Source organism: uncultured Chloroflexus sp. (genome assembly GCF_937951745.1).
Lineage (GTDB): Bacteria > Chloroflexota > Chloroflexia > Chloroflexales > Chloroflexaceae > Chloroflexus.
Map to the genome: position 1 here is coordinate 49,137 of NZ_CALFBQ010000038.1, position 17,094 is coordinate 66,230.

Annotated in this window: 11 protein-coding genes, 1 tRNA gene and 1 pseudogene; 3 read left to right on the top strand and 10 right to left on the bottom strand. The window is 56.9% G+C overall.

From position 1 onward, the window contains the following. Window positions 1-26 precede the first annotated feature (26 nt). Entirely contained in the window at window positions 27-452 is a 426-nt protein-coding gene (locus Q1A59_RS09785) for a hypothetical protein (RefSeq protein WP_299644919.1), read from the top strand. Here Q1A59_RS09785 and Q1A59_RS09790 read toward each other — a convergent pair. The 5 genes from Q1A59_RS09790 to Q1A59_RS09810 all read right to left on the bottom strand — a co-directional run bounded on the left by Q1A59_RS09790 (window position 449) and on the right by Q1A59_RS09810 (window position 9,223). After that, window positions 449-1,996: a Calx-beta domain-containing protein gene (locus Q1A59_RS09790; RefSeq protein WP_299644920.1), complete on the bottom strand. Its 1,548-nt coding sequence runs from the start codon at window positions 1,994-1,996 to the stop codon at window positions 449-451. The two genes, Q1A59_RS09785 and Q1A59_RS09790, sit on opposite strands and share 4 nt — an antisense overlap. After that, window positions 1,977-4,709: an ATP-binding protein gene (locus Q1A59_RS09795; RefSeq protein ID WP_298483045.1), complete on the bottom strand. Its 2,733-nt coding sequence runs from the start codon at window positions 4,707-4,709 to the stop codon at window positions 1,977-1,979. The genes Q1A59_RS09790 and Q1A59_RS09795 overlap by 20 nt, the downstream gene beginning before the upstream one ends. Before the next feature lie 139 nt (window positions 4,710-4,848). Beyond that, window positions 4,849-7,020: a GAF domain-containing protein gene (locus Q1A59_RS09800; protein WP_299644921.1), complete on the bottom strand. Its 2,172-nt coding sequence runs from the start codon at window positions 7,018-7,020 to the stop codon at window positions 4,849-4,851. A 5-nt stretch (window positions 7,021-7,025) separates the two neighbouring features. Further along, a complete protein-coding gene (locus Q1A59_RS09805) occupies window positions 7,026-9,011 on the bottom strand; it encodes a GAF domain-containing protein (protein ID WP_299644922.1) in 1,986 nt (661 codons plus the stop codon). Between the two features lie 136 nt (window positions 9,012-9,147). Further along, window positions 9,148-9,223 (bottom strand) — tRNA-Gly (locus tag Q1A59_RS09810). Window positions 9,224-9,294: 71 nt separating this feature from the next. Between Q1A59_RS09810 and Q1A59_RS09815 the strand changes: the two genes are divergently transcribed. Next, window positions 9,295-10,092 carry a hypothetical protein gene (locus Q1A59_RS09815; protein ID WP_298408403.1) on the top strand — a complete coding sequence of 266 codons (798 nt, stop codon included), beginning with the start codon at window positions 9,295-9,297 and terminating at the stop codon, window positions 10,090-10,092. 81 nt (window positions 10,093-10,173) lie between these two features. On the opposite strand, the gene groL is transcribed toward Q1A59_RS09815, so the two are convergent. Both groL and groES read right to left on the bottom strand, forming a co-directional pair. Then, on the bottom strand, window positions 10,174-11,814 hold the full coding sequence (groL, locus tag Q1A59_RS09820) for a chaperonin GroEL (RefSeq protein WP_298408402.1): 1,641 nt from the start codon (window positions 11,812-11,814) through the stop codon (window positions 10,174-10,176). A gap of 47 nt (window positions 11,815-11,861) precedes the next feature. Continuing rightward, complete coding sequence (groES, locus tag Q1A59_RS09825; RefSeq protein ID WP_066783058.1) at window positions 11,862-12,164, bottom strand: co-chaperone GroES; 303 nt, start codon at window positions 12,162-12,164, stop codon at window positions 11,862-11,864. Window positions 12,165-12,509: 345 nt separating this feature from the next. Between groES and Q1A59_RS09830 the strand changes: the two genes are divergently transcribed. Continuing rightward, complete coding sequence (locus tag Q1A59_RS09830) at window positions 12,510-13,259, top strand: TIGR02206 family membrane protein (protein WP_298408399.1); 750 nt, start codon at window positions 12,510-12,512, stop codon at window positions 13,257-13,259. On the opposite strand, the gene Q1A59_RS09835 is transcribed toward Q1A59_RS09830, so the two are convergent. The 3 genes and pseudogenes from Q1A59_RS09835 to Q1A59_RS09845 all read right to left on the bottom strand — a co-directional run. Further along, window positions 13,220-14,713 carry a CHAD domain-containing protein gene (locus Q1A59_RS09835; RefSeq protein ID WP_299644923.1) on the bottom strand — a complete coding sequence of 498 codons (1,494 nt, stop codon included), beginning with the start codon at window positions 14,711-14,713 and terminating at the stop codon, window positions 13,220-13,222. The two genes, Q1A59_RS09830 and Q1A59_RS09835, sit on opposite strands and share 40 nt — an antisense overlap. Before the next feature lie 329 nt (window positions 14,714-15,042). Further along, the gene (locus Q1A59_RS09840) at window positions 15,043-15,651 is read right to left on the bottom strand and encodes an inorganic triphosphatase (RefSeq protein WP_298408393.1); all 609 of its coding nucleotides are present in this window, start codon (window positions 15,649-15,651) and stop codon (window positions 15,043-15,045) included. Window positions 15,652-15,815: 164 nt separating this feature from the next. Next, window positions 15,816-17,094 (bottom strand): annotated as a pseudogene (locus tag Q1A59_RS09845) (hypothetical protein); the annotation flags it as partial.

Consider the following 17,094-nt stretch of genomic DNA (forward strand, 5'->3'; position numbering starts at 1 on the left):
TATTTGTCACAACCACATCAAATACCATGCGTATCCCGCCAATCCTAACCCACCGTCTCATCCGCGCCTACCTCGTTATTGCGCTTGGCGCAGTGCTCTTTGCTCTCCGCCGGGTCTTTTTGCCGACATTCTTTGAATTGCAAGGGGTCATGTTTGATATTGCCGTGCCGTCGGCGCTCAACAGTTGCCACAACCGTCCGGCACTCAATACGTGCAGCGATGCGGTGATTGTGGTACTCACAGTGTTTGGTGTCATAGCAGCGGTCGGCTGGGGCAATCTGGCCATGACCGTCTTCGCCCTAATTCTCGCTATCCCGCCGCTCGCGCTCTACTTTGCGCTCAGCCCAATCTGGCCGCCACTGATTGCCTTGGCCTTCATCCCGATTGCGCTTGAGCTTGGATTGTGGTTCCTCTTCCCGCGCCAACCCGATCAGCCGCCCGATCAAGGTTAATCATCATTGCGAATAATCCCAATTGCCCGCACCGTACTGCCCAAGGCGCCACCGATTACCTCATCGAGAATCATCTCAAGAAACTCGTCCGGTTCAGGTGTGTCATCACCGATCACTGTCACAATAATGACCGGGTCGGGATCATCTGGCGGAATGATAACCTCACTCGACGTCATAACAACATAATCCTCACCGGGTGTGGCCGAGATTGGCAACACCCGATAACGTATGCGCAGCGTCCGTTCTCGCTGGGTATTGCTATTGCTTAGGCTGAGACGAAATTCGAGTTGGGTCGTTGTGCCTACTGGCCCTTCCTGCACTTCAGCCGGGCTAATACTCACACTCGTCACATCGTCATCAATAATCGTCAACACGCGCTCACTTTGTCCGGGAAACAACTCGCCACCACGAATACTCGTAAGACGGAAGATGATCGTCTCATCCTCTTCATCAATCGTATCACCGATAATCTCAATCGCAACCGTGCGCGTTGTACCGGCCGGCGACCCGGCAGGGAAGACCAATATGCCGGTTGCACCCGCCGGTAAACGATAGTCGCGATCAGGCGTTGCCGGATAGGTTGCGCCCGGTACAACTTCATAGGTCACGACCACCTCATTGTTGGCAGCTTCGCGCAACTCAACGACGACTTCACGGCTAGTAATCGTTGGCGGATTTCCCTCAATTACTGGTTGGATGACTTGCACCGACACTATCGCGACCGGCGTAGGCGTGGGTGTTGCCGTCGGTTCTGATGTGGGCACTGGCGTCACCGTGGGGGTGACGGTCGCCGTGGGGGTGACGGTCGCCGTGGGGGTGACGGTCGCCGTGGGCGCGAGCGTTGCCGTGGGGGTGACGGTCGCCGTGGGGGTGACGGTCGCCGTGGGCGCGAGCGTCGCCGTGGGGGTGACGGTCGCTGTCGGTAAGGGTATTGCCATCGCTGATGGCGATGATTGCACTGTTACCGTTGTCGCCAGTGTTGTAAGCGTCAAGCTAGGCCGCACTGCTGGTGCGGCTGTCGTCACTGTTGGTATCGTCGCCGGTGTTGCCGTTGCGGGTATTGCCGGACTAGGCAGCCCACCAATACCGCTTGCCGTTGGTGTGGGTGTTGGAGTAAGCCGCGGCAAACTTCCGCCAGCCGGAGGTGGTGTCAAAATAGCAGTGGGCACAAGTGTCGGCGTCACGGTTGGCGACTCCGGATCGATCCGTCCCAGTGGCGGCGGTACTTCAACAATTGGCGCTGGTGAAAACCGGGTCGCTTGGCTCGTTGGTATCTGCGTGCGGCGCGCAATCTCGGTGGCAACCAGATTGGGCAAATCGCTGGCCGGCGGTGCAAAGCTGAGATCCGCCGGAAATGGTTCGTAGGCGCTAAATGCACGCGCCGCGCTAATGCTCTTAAACGGCTCATTCGTTGGGGTGAGGAACCAAAAGACGAGTTGCACCACGCAAATCATCGGCAGCAGCGCGCATAACAACGCTACCACGACCATCCAGCGCAAATAATCGCGTTTAGCCGGCCACTGGTTATTGCTCAGCGACTGCACGGCTCTGCTCCTGTGCGCAACGGAGCTGGATGGTAAACGTGCTCCCCTGACCGGGAATGCTCGTCACAGCGATCGTTCCTCCCTGCAGCTCTATCAATTGGCGCGCGATCGCGAGGCCAAGCCCGCCGCCGCGTTGGGCGGAGTTATTTCCGTCAACCCGTTGAAACCGAGTGAACAGCCGCCCAATCACATCTTCGGGAATACCGGGGCCGGTATCACTGACTGCCACCCAAACGTCACAGCCCGCAAGGCCGGCGCTAATCAACACGCGGCCTTGCGTCACATAGCGCCGAGCATTGTCAAGTAATTGAGCCAGCGCTTGCTTCAACAGTTCTCGATCTGCCAGCACCAATGGCAGATCTTCCGGCAAAGCAAGGGTAACTTGCACGCCGCGCTCGCGAAACGCGGCATACAACGGGCGCAGCACCGATTCAACGATTGGCGCTAGTTCAATCGCCTGTAGGTTAGTCTCGATTTGACCCGAATCAAGATTGGCCACCATTATCGCATTATTGACCAGATGGGTCATTTGGACGGCGCTTTGCCGGATCTGTTCTAACATCTCGCGCTGCTCGGCATCAAATGCCGGGATTGCTTGCCGCAACAAGAGATCGGTATAACCGCGCACGACGGTGAGCGGGGTGCGTAGTTCGTGGGAAATGGTCGCGATAAAATCGGTCTTCGCCCGATCGATCTGGATCGAAGCCGTGATATCGTGTAAAACGATTACTTCGCCTGACGATCTACCATCGGCGAGGCAAACTGGTGATCGGCTGACCGTCAGAAAGCGATCGCCTATTTTGATCACTTGATCTGGCCGGCCAAACAATTCTGAGCGAACTTCGCTCCTATTGAGCGGTAATTGACGCAGGTGCAACTCACCGTTGACTGGCAACGCCGGCTGCAACATCTGCTGAGCGGTAGGATTGAGCAGCACAATCCGGCCCCGCGCATCACTCACAATCACCCCATCACTGATCGAAGCGAGTATGGCCCGTCGTTGTTCAGCGTCGTACTGCGCCGCTTCATATAACAGCGCATTCACCAATGCCACTGCGGTCATATTGGCGATCACCTGCAAATGGGGTAATACTGATGTTGGGAAAGCGGCGGGTTCGGGATGGGCAAAGATAAGCCCCCCGATCGTTTGCTGATCTTGCTGCAAAGGGATTGCCAACGCACTGGCTACACCAATAGCTGCAAGGTGTGAGTCGACGTAGGGCGTCAATTGCGCTTCACCCGGCATCGCCAATGCGGTGAGACAGTGGCTGGTTAGCGCCGCATAGCTAAGCGGCGCATCAGGCCGCAATCGGAATTGCCACCCATCAGGTGCCGGCACGACCGCGATCGCTTCCATCTGAGGCAGCAGATCGGCGGCGCTAGCGGCAGCAATCTGCAAGATCGACTCGATGCGCAGTTCGCGACTGAGCTGGCGGCTCGTTTGATACAAATGCAACAGGTGGGCAGTCATTTGGTTAAAGGCCAACGACAGCCGTCCCAATTCATTCTCTTCGGTAATGACGCTCCGGCGGTCGAGCTGGCCAGCACTCACCGCATCAGCTACCGCCACCAATTCATGAAGCGGGCGGGTAATGCGACGCGCCACCCAATATCCGACCAATACTGCGGCTAACGCTAATGTTGCTGTCACTCCCAATACCGCGTTGCGGCTACTGGCCCACGCGCTCAAAATAAAATCGCGTGATAGGCCGACGGCAAAATAGCCGCTCTGCGCGCCGCGGATGATCAGCGGCGCATACACCAGTTGGTATTCATAATCGCCCACACGGGCCGTCGTAAGCAACGAACAAGCCGGCACGTTGACTCGTTCAACCGGCGTCACTACGCGACCGCTCAGACTGCCAATGTCAAGACACGTCCCACGTTCATTAACTTCGGTCAAGAGCGCGAGTTGGGTTGGGTCAAGCGGTAACACCGGCAGAAAGCTCGTGGGGGCAGTCGTTGCTAACAGCGTGCCATCGCTCTTCAACAAAGCCGTTAGCGCGGCTTGACTACGTTCTTGGAGGAAGGCCAAGGTGCGATCGAGCCGTTGCGCTACCAACAAACCACCGAGCAACTGTGGCGGTTCGTTATCACCAGCGCGCGCATAGAGCGGGGCAACAGTAAAAAAATGGAGCACATCGCTGCCATCAGACTGGCGAAATGCAATCAATCCGCTGTATTTGTCACCGAGCACGTCACCATCGCCAATCGGCGTCTGCACACCGCGCAGCACATTCTCGATCAGCGGCGAGCCAGCAAGGTTCGTGCCCACATAACGGATGGGAACGTCGCTGCTTGGCGCACGTTCCCAATCGAGCAACGCTAAGCCAGTGGGATCAAAGATGACGAGACGATCCGGGGCAACGTTCTCATTGCTCTGACCAAGCGTCCACAAGCCGCGCAACGCCAAAGCCAGCCCATCTTCATCACGCTGCGCGATCGCATCAACTACAGCCGGCGCACCGGTATCAGCATTGGCAGTGGTAAAGGCAATCTGGCCGAGGTAGGCAATATTGCTAATTTCGCGCAACGCGAATGTTTCGGCAAAGTTACGCGCAACCTGCCCAAGCTGGTTATTGAATCGCTCTTGCCAGCTACCGGCCACTAATGTCATAGCAATGCCTGATCCTACCAGCATCACGATGATCATCAGCAATAGGTAGGGCAGGATGATCGTATATTGAAGGCGTGAGCGTAGGATACGTATCATTTGCCGCACGGCGTCACCCCCCTGTTGAGCCATTGATTAGGTGTGCGGCGACGACTCGTTGCCAGTATAGCCGATGATGGTCACAGGCAAGAGGGGGTCTTGTTAACAGTTTTGTCATCTCGCGTAGGATCAAGCGAGATCACTGCGCAACCGGCACTACAAACGCAAACGTGCTGCCGCTTCCCTCACGGCTACACAACCAAATCTGACCATGGTGCGCCTCAACCGCTAGTTTGCAGAAGGTAAGGCCAAGCCCGGTACCACGCGCTTTCTGCTGCTGCACTTGACCAAACTTCTCGAAAATGCGGGCGTGGTATTGTGGCGGAATACCCGGCCCTTCATCACTCACCCAATAGATCAGCCACGAACCAGCCGGCAGAGCTGGCAGTGACAACGGAATATCAGGATGCATCCCGTCGTTAGTAGCAGCAGGCAGCAGAAGGTGACGCGCGCCAATAGTGACGTTACCGCCACTCGGTGAGAACTTAATTGCGTTATCGATCAGATTTTGCAAGACGCGGACAATTTTCTCGCGGTCAGCTTCGATCAGGGGCAAGCCAACTGCTAAGTCTTGGACCAATGTAATCTGGCACTGCTGCGCGTATGCTTGCAAGCGTTCGATCGCTTCATCAACCACCGCGTAGGGTGAGAGCGGTTCAAGATTGAGCGTCATCCGTCCCTGCTCCATCTTACTAATATCGAGCAGGGTATTAACCATTTCGAGCATTGTTTGACTTCCCTGATGGGCAATGCTCAACAATTCCTGTTGTTGGGAGGAAACCGGCCCACCCAAACCGCGCTGCACCATCATAATGCCATTCATAATGGCAGTCAGTGGCGCGCGTAGATCGTGAATAAGCATACCGGTGTAATCTTCACGCAAACGGGCCAGTTCGCGCTCTTTCTCAATATTCTCAAACAGCGCCAGCCGTCCAATCTGATTCCCCGCTGCATCGAGGACCGGCAAAATAGTATGGCGCAGATATCGAATTGGCCCTTCCACCAATTCAATTTCAAGGACGCGATGCGGAGCGCCATCGTTAAGCCATGCCGGTTCTTCAACCACCTGCGCCCGCTCAAGTAATTCCGTAATCAGGTCATCAATTTGGCGTCCCACGAGCGCATCGCGAGAACAGTTATACAAACGAGCGGCAGCCACGTTGCTAGCGACAATCACCCCTCGCATGTCTGCCATCAAAATGCCGTCGCTAGCGGAATTGACAATCGCCTCGAAGCGATCACGTACCGTGCTGACCTGCTGAAACAGACGCGCATTTTCCAGCGCAATCCCAATCGTTGCCGCCATGCGGTTAAGCCGAATTGCCTCTTCCTCGGTGAAATGGCCGCTACGCTTATTCAGCAGCTCGATCACGCCAATGGTACGCCCTTTGACAACAATCGGCACACAGAGGATCGACTTCACATCATAGCCGATCCCCTCACTCACCTCACGGTAAAACCGCGGATCGTTATCAGGGTCATGCACAATCGCGTACTGCTGGGTGCGCGCCACATAGCCAGCGATCCCCAATCCCGGCGGTATACGCATCCCAACGAGCTTCTCTTGCCCTTCTTCCAATGTCATCACAAACACCAGTTCCCCCGTCTCTTCGTCGAGCATCAGCAATGAACCGGCATCGACCCGGAAGAACTGGTTTATTTTTTCCATCACTAAATGGTAAATATCACGCGGATCGAGCAAAGAGTTGACCGCCGCCGCAATATCATTCAGGGTCGCCAACTCGGCGTTGCGATGTTCCGCTTCCTCGATGGTGCGGAAAGCCGTGATAGCTGCTGCCAATTGGCTACTCATTAGGCGCGCAATGCTCACCTCTTGCTCGTTAAACCGGCGCGATTGCCGCAGGGTCGCGAAGGCTAATGCGCCAATTACCCGATCTTGGGCCACTAACGGAATGATCAGGAGTGAGCGCACCTGCGCTTCAAGCAGCGTCTGCAGCAAGTTGATAGCAGTTGGCGAGCGATTCCCCTGCTGTAATATTTCAGCAATATCCACAATCTGCAACGACTGGCGCTGTTGCAAGGAATTCTGCACTAGTGGCAAATCGCGCAGCGGAATTGGCGGCGGCAACGAAACGCGCGGCGGAAAGGTGCTGATCAGCGCGATAGTCTCGCCGCTAGCATCAAGCTGCAATACGCCGCAGAGCGATACGCCTAGCCTTTGCACAAACTCGTTCAGCGCAAGCATCAGCAACTCATCAAGAGTCGCCGCTATCTCAATCGCGGTTGCGATACGTAGCAGACCTTGGGTACTTGACTCTGATTGACCAATGGCAGGTAATCGCTCGCTCATAGTGATTACGAATAACTGGCCAGCCGGTAGATATCCATCGGCTCATCACCGTTCTGCAAACTGACCGGCGTTAATGGGTCAAGGGTAAATTGATCAGCCTGCGTTGTTTTCAAAACAGCCGCAGTTACGACAATCTCATCGTTACGCGCCAATTGGCACAACCGGCGCGCTTCGCGCATTGCCGCGCCCGTCCATGCCATTGTGACCGGTTGATCGCCACCGAGCACACCTACGGCAAGTTGACCGGTGGTGACGCCACCGGCTATCGCGAGATCGGCGCCAAACTGCTGGCGCCACCGCCCACGCAGGCGTGCGATAGCGACCTGTACCTGCTGCGCGGTCTGCAACGCTCTTGGCGCATCGTCAAACTGCGGTTGTGGAAAGCCAAAGACAGCACAAAAACTCCGTTCATCGATGGCGACATACGCGCCTTGCTGCTGATAGACAATGGCCCGGCATTCGGTGTGGAACGGGTTGGCAATATGTTCAACCAATTGATGCACCGTCACATCGGTGAGGCGATCCACCCCGCGCAGACAAGCGTAGAGCAGGGTTGCAGTGATGACCTGTGGTTGCAGCGCCTGCATGGCTTTCGCTTGATGAGCAAGCAGATCACGGATCACATCCGGCGCAAGGTACATACCCAGTAACTGGCGTGCCTGAGTGATTTCCGGCGGCTCAATAATCCCTGCATAACGATGGTGAACCATCATCGTCACGGCATAGGCCGCGAGGGCAGCAACAAGGGCTAAGGCGCGCTGGCTGTAGCGATATGGAGTTGGGTCAGCCAGAGTCAACACTCCTAACGGACGATCGCCGTGAAATAGCGGCATTGCCAACGCCGAGCGCATCAATTCTAACCCCGGCGTGGGGATCCAACGCGTATCACGCTCAATATCATCAATAATCGCACCGCGGCGCGTGCGCAAGACCCAACCGGCCAACCCATGTTTGAGAATCGGTGCCGCTGCGAGATTCAGCGGCAACACATCACCGCCGCTCAAAGTGATGCGGGTACGGATGGTGAACGACTCGGCATCGATCAGCAGCAACGTGCCATGGCTAGAGTCGGTCACATCGGCGGCGATCCGTAACAATTGCACCAATGCCCGTTCGAGGTCAGGCTGTTCGATCACGCTGGTCATCACCTGCTCGAACGCGGACAAGCGGCGTTGCTCGCGATCGAACCATTGCCGGTAGACGGAGGTCTGAAGATGAACGGTAAACAACGCCGCCGCTTGCTCGATCAACTGCTGTTGCGCTTCATTCAGGCGCACATCAGCGCCGGCGATTATCAGACACAATGCGCCAAGCGGTGTCTGTTGTACCCATAACGGCCAGCTCGTAACGGTCAACGCTTGTGATGATGTTGCGGCGAGCAGGCTACGCATCTGCACGCTTGAAAAGCTCACGGCGCGGCGCTCGCGCACGGCGCGCCCGACCGCGCTGCCATCTATATCAAAGGTAACGGCCCGGTTCACGCTAGCCAGCCCCCAACCCGCCGAAGGGATCAAAATGCCGCGTTCGGGATCGTGCAACAGCAAGACTGCACCCCGCGCCGCCACATGATTGGCAAGGCATTCCGCCACGGCAGCGACCATTGCGTCGCGATCAGTCGCTGCAATGAGCCGCTGAGCCAAGATCGCCAAGACCGGCGGCTGTGGCACAGCCGCGATGGCGTCTGCTACAGTTTGTCGCAGCGCCACCAGTGGATCCTGATCGGTTACTGGCGGTAGATCGGCTTGCAATACCAACGCAGCATACCGGCGCGCTTCCGCGAGTGCATAGCGCAAACTGATCCATACCGCCAACGAAAGCGCCAACCCGATCACCCCACCGAAGAGGAACGCTAGCACGAAGGCGACTGATGGCGAGGCGCCCCCTTGCGGCACGACCATGCTGATCAACGCATAGAGTAGTATGCCAAACGAAATGCCGCCGGGCAGAGTCAGGGCAAGGATGCGATGGATGTTGCTGCGTGGCAGGTACACAATGGCTCCACGACTAAGTTGGAAACGACTAGTATCACCGTATTATGAACGTATCACAGTCGTCAGAATTGCCTTCTATTATACTTGGTTTGAAGAAAAAAGATGACCGGTTCACAGGTTGTGACCGGTCATTTCATGGAGCGGGAGACGGGATTCGAACCCGCGACCTACACCTTGGCAAGGTGTCGCTCTACCAACTGAGCCACTCCCGCGTTGCATATTCGCTATTATACACAAGTTGGCCGATTTGTCGAGTCGCTATTGTCACAATCCAAGCACAGCAATGACTACCACGCTTCTTATTCTCGACTTCTCTGGCACCCTTAGCCTTGGCGCGGTGCGCTTCGGTGAGACCCATCGCTTAGCGACGGCGCTCGCCGATGCGGGACTGCTGGCATTGGGCGTCACTGTTGATCGTTATTGGAACGAGTTGGTTGGGCCGACATGGGTTGAAGGCAGCACGAGCCGCGTTGGGTTGACGGCGTTGCTGGCGCGCCAGTTGCGCGCGCAGGGGACATCGGCAAGGATCGCAGCCCAATGCGCGCGGCGGTTTACCCAGATGTACATGGCTGCTTCCGTGATCGATCCGGCATGGCAGCCACTGTTTGCGGCGCTTGGTGCTGACAGCCGGGTCACCACGCTCATCGCTACCGATCACTATGCCGAGGCAACAGCGCACATCACACAGGAATTAGCAGAGCACAGATGGGCAGCGCGCGCCTTGCGGGTACGCAACCAGCGGGTTGTGCAACAACAGATGGGCAGCCTCACCGGTGATACAATGGCATTCATCGCTAACTCCGCCGATCTCGGCGTCATTAAGGCCGATCCGTTGTTCTGGCAGCGGGTGCGCGCTGGCTTGCGCACCAATGTGTCACGGATCATCGTGGTTGATGACTTTGGTGCGAGCGAGAATGCCGCCGACTTTTACGCCAATCCAGCCCACGTCGAACGCCGTCGCCAACAGACAATTGCTGCCATCGAGCAAACGTTTGCCGCGCCGGTGACAATCGTGCAGTTTGTGATCGGCCACGATATTGGCGCAACGGTGCAACAAGTATTGCAGCAAATCAACCTGTAGAGCCGCACGGTGGTGCAGCCTCATAATGAATGGAGGGATGCATATTCATGCATCCCTCCAGCATAGGATACCCTTATCGGCCTAGAAATCCATCCCGCCGCCCATACCGGCGCCAGCGCCAGCCGCCGGCTTCTCTTCGGGGATGTCGGTGATCAAGGCCTCGGTGGTCAGGATCATACCCGCGATCGAGACCGCATTCTGCACGGCGCTGCGGGTAACCTTCACCGGGTCAATGATGCCTTGCTCGATCATGCTGCCGTACTGACCGGTCAGTACGTTGTAGCCGATGGTCTTGTCGCCCTTCTCCTCCTGCATGCGGCGGACGTTGGCGATGATTACCGAGCCGTCCTCACCGGCGTTGCGGGCAAGGATGCGCAACGGCTCTTCGAGGGCGCGGCGCAGGATTTGCAGACCGACCTTCTCATCCTCGTGAGCAACCTGCACGTTGTCGAGCGCCGGGATAGCGTTGAGCAACGCGACACCACCACCGGGCACAATACCCTCTTCGACAGCCGCCCGGGTCGCGCTCAGCGCGTCCTCGACGCGGTGCTTCTTCTCCTTCAGCTCAGGCTCGGTCGCAGCGCCAACCTTGATCACCGCTACGCCACCGGCCAGCTTGGCCAGCCGCTCTTGCAGCTTCTCGCGATCGAAGTCGCTGGTGGTGGTGGCAATCTGGGCGCGGATCTGCTCGATCCGGGCGCGGATCGCCGCCTCGTCGCCACGACCCTCGATGATGGTGGTGTCATCCTTGGTGGCGATCACCTTGCGGGCACGGCCCAGATCCTCGATCGTTGCGCTATCGAGCTTGCGACCGATCTCCTCGCTGATCACGGTACCGCCAGTGAGGATGGCAATATCTTGCAGCATTGCCTTGCGGCGATCACCGAAGCCGGGCGCCTTGACCGCCAGCGCGTTGATGGTGCCGCGCAGCTTGTTGACTACCAGCGTTGCCAGCGCCTCGCCGTCAACGTCCTCGGCGATGATGACGAAGTTCTTTGTTACCTGCAACACCTTCTCAAGGACGGGGAGGATCTCTTGGATGCTGCTGATCTTCTTGTCGGTGATCAGGATGTAGGGATCGTCAAGCTCAGCCTCTTGCCGCTCGACGTTGGTTACCATGTAGCCCGAAATGTAGCCGCGGTCGAACTGCATGCCCTCGGTGTATTCCTTCTCGAAGGCGACGCCCTTCGACTCTTCGACGGTGATGACGCCGTCTTTGCCGACCTTCTCCATTACCTCGGCAATCAGCTCGCCGATCTCGCTATCAGCCGCCGAGTTAGTCGCGACGTGAGCAATGTCGGCGCGGTCACGTACCGGTACAGCGCTGGCCTTAATCGCCGCCACCAGCGCCTCGGCGCCGCGGTCGAGGCCACGCTTGAGCAGCATTGCGTTAGCACCGGCCGCCACAACCTTCAGACCCTCGGTGACAATCGCCTGCGCCAGCACGGTCGCAGTGGTAGTGCCGTCACCGGCGACATCGTTGGTCTTGGTCGCCGCCTCCTTGAGAAGCTGGGCACCCATGTTCTCGAAAGGATCCTTCAGCTCGATCTCCTTGGCGACAGTTACACCGTCATGAGTCACGGTCGGCGAACCAAACTTCTTATCAATCGCGACGTTGCGGCCACGGGGGCCAAGAGTCGTCTTGACCGCATCGGCGACCAGATCAACGCCACGCTTCAGAGCGCGGCGCGCTTCTTCGTTGAAATAAAGCTGCTTTGGCATAGGATCTATAATCCTCCACTGAGAATAGCGCCATTAGCGCGAGGTTGCTACTCTTGCACGATACCCAGAATGTCCTTCTCCGACAAGATCAGGTACTCGACATCGTCGAGCTTGAACTCGGTGCCGCTGTACTTGGCGAAGATCACCCGATCGCCAGCCTTGACGCTCATCGGGATCAGCTTGCCGCTATCGTCCCGGCGCCCCTCACCAACCGCCAACACCGTGCCCTCCATAGGGCGCTCCTTGCTGGCCGTATCGGGCAGGAAAATGCCGGTTTTGGTCTTCTCTTCACGCTCAACCGGCTTGACCACCACGCGGTCGCCAAGAGGTCGGATGCGGAAATCCGCCATAGCTGCTATCCTCCGTTCAATATGCAATCCAATGGGTTGCGTAGGTTCCATCGGTTAGCACTGTCATATCGAGAGTGCTAACCCGTTGGTAATAGTACACAAGATCGGGCGGTTTGTCAAGTCATGTTTAGCACTCAATGCAAGGGAGTGCTAGCAAGGGCGCAGCAATACCGGACCCCTTGTTCGAACGCCGCATCAGTATGGAGTGCGGCAGCGATGCGCCGCGTCTCACACCCTGACGCCCCAGCCTAGAGTGCGGCAGCAATGTTGCCGTATTCCATAGCCAAGTTCGGTTATGATAGATATATCCGATATATCAAGCACAGATTTCATTGGAGGTGATCGATGGCCGATCTGTTCGCGTTGTACTGGGATGGGCCGCCGTTCGTCTTCTTTAGCCCGCCACATTGGATTGCACTGGCATGTGTGACAGCCGCCTGCGGTTGGGTGATTGGCCCGGCTCGCTCATTATCATCCACAGCCAAACAGCACTGGCGCTACATGCTAGCCGCAATCCTAGCGATCAACGAGCTTGCCTACAACCTCTGGTTCTGGGTGCATGGTCTCTGGTCAATCCAATCCATGCTGCCGCTGCACCTCTGCACACTGTTTACGTGGCTCAGCGTGATAATGCTGCTCACCCGCAGCTATCGCATCTTCGAGTTTGCCTATTTTTTGGGGATTGGTGGCGCGTTGCAGGCGTTGTTAACGCCGGATATTGGTGTGTACGGCTTTCCGCACTTCCGCGCCTTCCAGAGCTTTATTTCCCACGGCGGGCTGGTGTTGGCCGCGCTGACGATGATCGCACTTGAAGGCTACCGCCCCACGTGGCGCTCGGTGGGGCGGGTGATTGTCGGAGCCAATCTGTTGATGGCGGGCGTCGGCGTCGTTAATTGGTTGCTCGATAGTAACTATCTCTTTTTGGCTCGTAAGCCCTATACGCCAAGTCTCCTCGATCTGTTGGGGCCGTGGCCGATGTACATCATTTGGATGGAAGTACTCGGCATTCTTACCATTCTTATTCTCTACTTGCCATTCGCGCTGAGTGATCTCCTTCAGAGATCACCAATGATCGTGAGAAGGGTGCGTCGGTAGTCAGACGATGTCAGTTTTGCCCAGCACTCTGGCAATTCGGTGCGCAACGTGACCCACTCGCCTTCACGCGCCGCCAGATAGGCCGTGACCGCTGCCGGCGCGTGTTCGGTATGCGGCGCCAGCAAGCCGCGCGCAACGCTGATATCATTCAGAGCACCTAGATGGTCTTGGAAATCGATCAGCGGGTTTAACAGATCACTCAGTCGCTCACCCACAATGTCGCTGACCAATTCAAGCGCATACCGCAGCCGCTTGCCGGCAATGCGCATCGCGTGCAGACTAGCCTCATCTTCTGGCAAACCGTTGCGATCATACGAGCGCAAGGCTTCGTAGTGGGCATAGAGCATACTGCCGGCATGATCCTTCACCCGTGGCCGGTTGTCCCAGTCAGCGGCAAAACACGCGAGACGAGCCAGAACGCGTAGGTCACGCTCGTACTGCTTGCCGTTGAGATAGTCGATGAGTGCTGCATGCGCCTGCATGCGCTCAGTACGGATTACTTCCATAATTGGCTCAAGACCGCTAAGCGCACGTTGGGTCATATCATTGAGCAATACATCTCGATCACGAGTGGCACCAGCTTCGCGGGCCAAGGTGCGCACGCCTGTCGTTGCCTTGCGCGCCACCTTAACCGGCGCGACCGGTTCAAGGAGACGCAGCGCGGCCCGAATACGACGGGTGGCGACGCGCAGATCATGTACCGCCTCGATAGTCTCGTCGGCTTCAACCGCCCGCGCTGTCTGTTGCAACCGCCGCACTTGCCGGCGCAGCACCACCCGCCCCAATTCGGCAAACGGTACGTCGCCTGAGGCATACCAATAGGGTAACCGATCAGTTGGCTCATCCTCACCAGCAACTGGCTCAACTACCGTTCCTTCACTCTGCACGACAATATCGGGGCGCAGCCCGAAAACACGTTCCCACAGATCAGCCTTGGCTAACGCTCGCTCGCTATCTACCGCCGCATGCGGGCCGCTTGCCAGCAAACTTATCCGTCTGTTACGGGCTGTTACCTCAACACGAGTCGTCTGGCTTTGGCTATAGTCAAACCCGTCGGCTACCCGCACAATGGCTGCTAATTGCAACGCTAACTCGCGATTGCGCTTATTGAGACACAACACCGCCGGTTCAAGTCGAGCACGCGGTTTGCGCCGATGGAGAGCGACAATTGCTGCCAATATCGCTTGATCGTTCTCGTCCCCCAAATCGTGGCGTAGAATAATGTCTCGTCCGACGAGATGATGCTCAGGTGGGTCAGTTGTCAAGCCAACGTTATGCAACAGAGCACCAGCTTCAACCAATTGGCGGGCAGTAGCTGGTAGTTTGCGCTGTTCGGCTACAGCGTCAAACAGTGTCAGCGCGTGATCGGCTACCTGCCGAGCATGTGCCCGGTCAACTCGATACGCGGTGAGCAACGTTTCAACATAAGCTGCCAGATTGGTCATAGTTGCCATTGAAACCTCGTTTGTTCAATCGCCCAAGCCGAAGCCCCAAACTCAAGCCGTTACCGAAATCTTAGCATCTCCTGCAATGATTCCGCTGTAGATCACATCGGTGTACTCAAAGTTCACGGAAGCGAAACGAGTGCTCTCGCCACACTAAGGGAGGCGCACACTCGGTGGTAGGTTAGGTTGGCAGCATGTGAGTTGTTTAATATCGTTGTGATCAACGACGATTACGGGTGTGGGAGGGAAGGGTTTTTAAACTTTCCACTCCCGCACCCCATCATCCTGTTGTCATTCGGAGGCGGAGTTACCTTATCTCGACCGTGCCGCGTCGTCCCTCACCGTTGCAACAACGCCATCCCCCGCTCAAGCTTGCTCTGGCGTTCGGGGGTGATCTTGACCAGCGCACGTAATGCATTGGCCAGCTCGGTCAGATCGTAGACTGAGCCGGTTGGCAACACTTCTAATTCGAGTTCGCAGATCGGCGCCTGTTTCTTACCAGCGTAGATAGTGCCACGATCAAGACACATCTTAACTCGATCTTGCCCATCGCGAACCGCATGAATGACCCGTCGGCTAGTTTCAATCGTCAAGAGCGGCTTCACTGGCGCATCGAGCAAGAGCGCTTGGGCGAGATCGCGAGCTGGACCAGCCGGCCAGTGAGCCGGATTGGGATCATCGCCGGGAAACTCAAACTCGGCGCGGTGGTGAATGCCGTTTTCGTCAACGCGGGCTGGCCCTTTAAGGGTAATGATCGACCGATTGCCGATTTGGCGAATGCGTAAGCCGTAGCGAGCAAGCGCTAACCGGCCGTCAGCACTATCGTAGTAGATGTTGCGCTGGTGTTCACCGGCTAGCGTGCGCAACGTATACGGGCCAAGCGCGCTGAGCGCCGCCAGACGGTCGAGGTCGGTGGCGCTAATCTTATATTTGGCTTCAATTTCCATGCCTAGCTCCTGTACAACGCGCAGCAACGCAGCATGCTGCCCTTCTATTGTAGCTGGTTCGGTGAGGATATGAAAAGGGATAAAAGTTACTACAATCGTTGCCCTTTTCCATCAACCGTCTCATTACAACAGCTCTAACGTTGTTGGTAAAGGGCGCGCAGTTGTCATTCATCCCGCCCGCTCTCATCACCGCCACCCAAACTCCCCCAGCCACTATCTGAAGAAGAGGAAGAGCTGTCTGAGCTAGAGCCGTACAGCGAGCCGGAACCATAGTCATAGGGGTAGCGAGAATCGTATTCATACTCATCACTGCGCGAGGATTGCTGCTCTGTACGCGCTGATTGTTGCCGAATGAGATAGTCAAGCCAGCGATCTGACAGTATCTTCGCCTCATACTCGATAGCTTGCGCCGCTGTAATGGCTGCCGATAACGAGTCATTGGTGATGGACGTATCAAACAAAAGCGTTGTCAAGCGTTGCGGCAAGTTACCAATGTCAAACTCGCTAACCCTTGCTGCTTCTTCTGCCAGTGCCCATTCCAACTTCCAGAGTCGCTGCGCAGCGGCTTGTAGTGCCTGCCGGAAGAGCTGCAACTGACCCTGATCAACGACTGTTAACAACGAACGTGCTGAGCTACCCCGTTGATTACTCGCAACCGAAGACAGTGGCAAGATCAGCGACCGTTCAATGTCGGCAAGTTGCCGTTCCAGTCGGTTCAGCTCGTCTTCCCGCGTATACGCCGAGAGCCATATGCCGGTGTTGCCACGCCGCAGCCGCAGTAACCCAAGCCGAATCTCTTGATATAACACCTTCTGGGCAGGATCAAGCTGGACTTCGCCAACCCGTGCGCATAACCGATCAACCACGGTGCCAAATCGCTCAGAAAGCCGTTCGAGTGCCGGGTCCGAGTTGGATACTGAGGGAGATCGCATTGTATAGTCCGGCGTGTGCGCTTGCGCTTTATGTCGAAAGACTAAGATCAAAACACTGAACACAGAGAACGCACCGAGCAGAAATAGAGGGATCAACTGCGTCCACCCTAATTCGAGCCGCCTGAAGGGATCAAACGACTCATCAGCAACGCTCTGCTCAACCGCGGCGAGCGCTGCACTAATGTCGCTGCTCAGGTTTGGCGAACCGAGTGGCGTGTGTAAATGTTCTCGCAAAATCTGGCGATAGCTGCCATCAAGCTGCATCTGCCACCGCTCGCCGTAGCGCAAGGCGCTGTAGTTGTCGGCAATCGCAACGTAGATTGCAACCAATTCAACCCGCGCTTTGCCGTCGCTGCGCACCAACCCATCGCGCTTAAGCAACTGGATAAAGTCGGCGTCGTTGCCGCGCGCTTTAACATAGACCACAACAATTGCGCCGCGCTCGATCAACGGCGCGGCGGCTTGTTGGATCAACGCTGGTTGACGAAGCTGATTAAGCGGGTCGTGGATC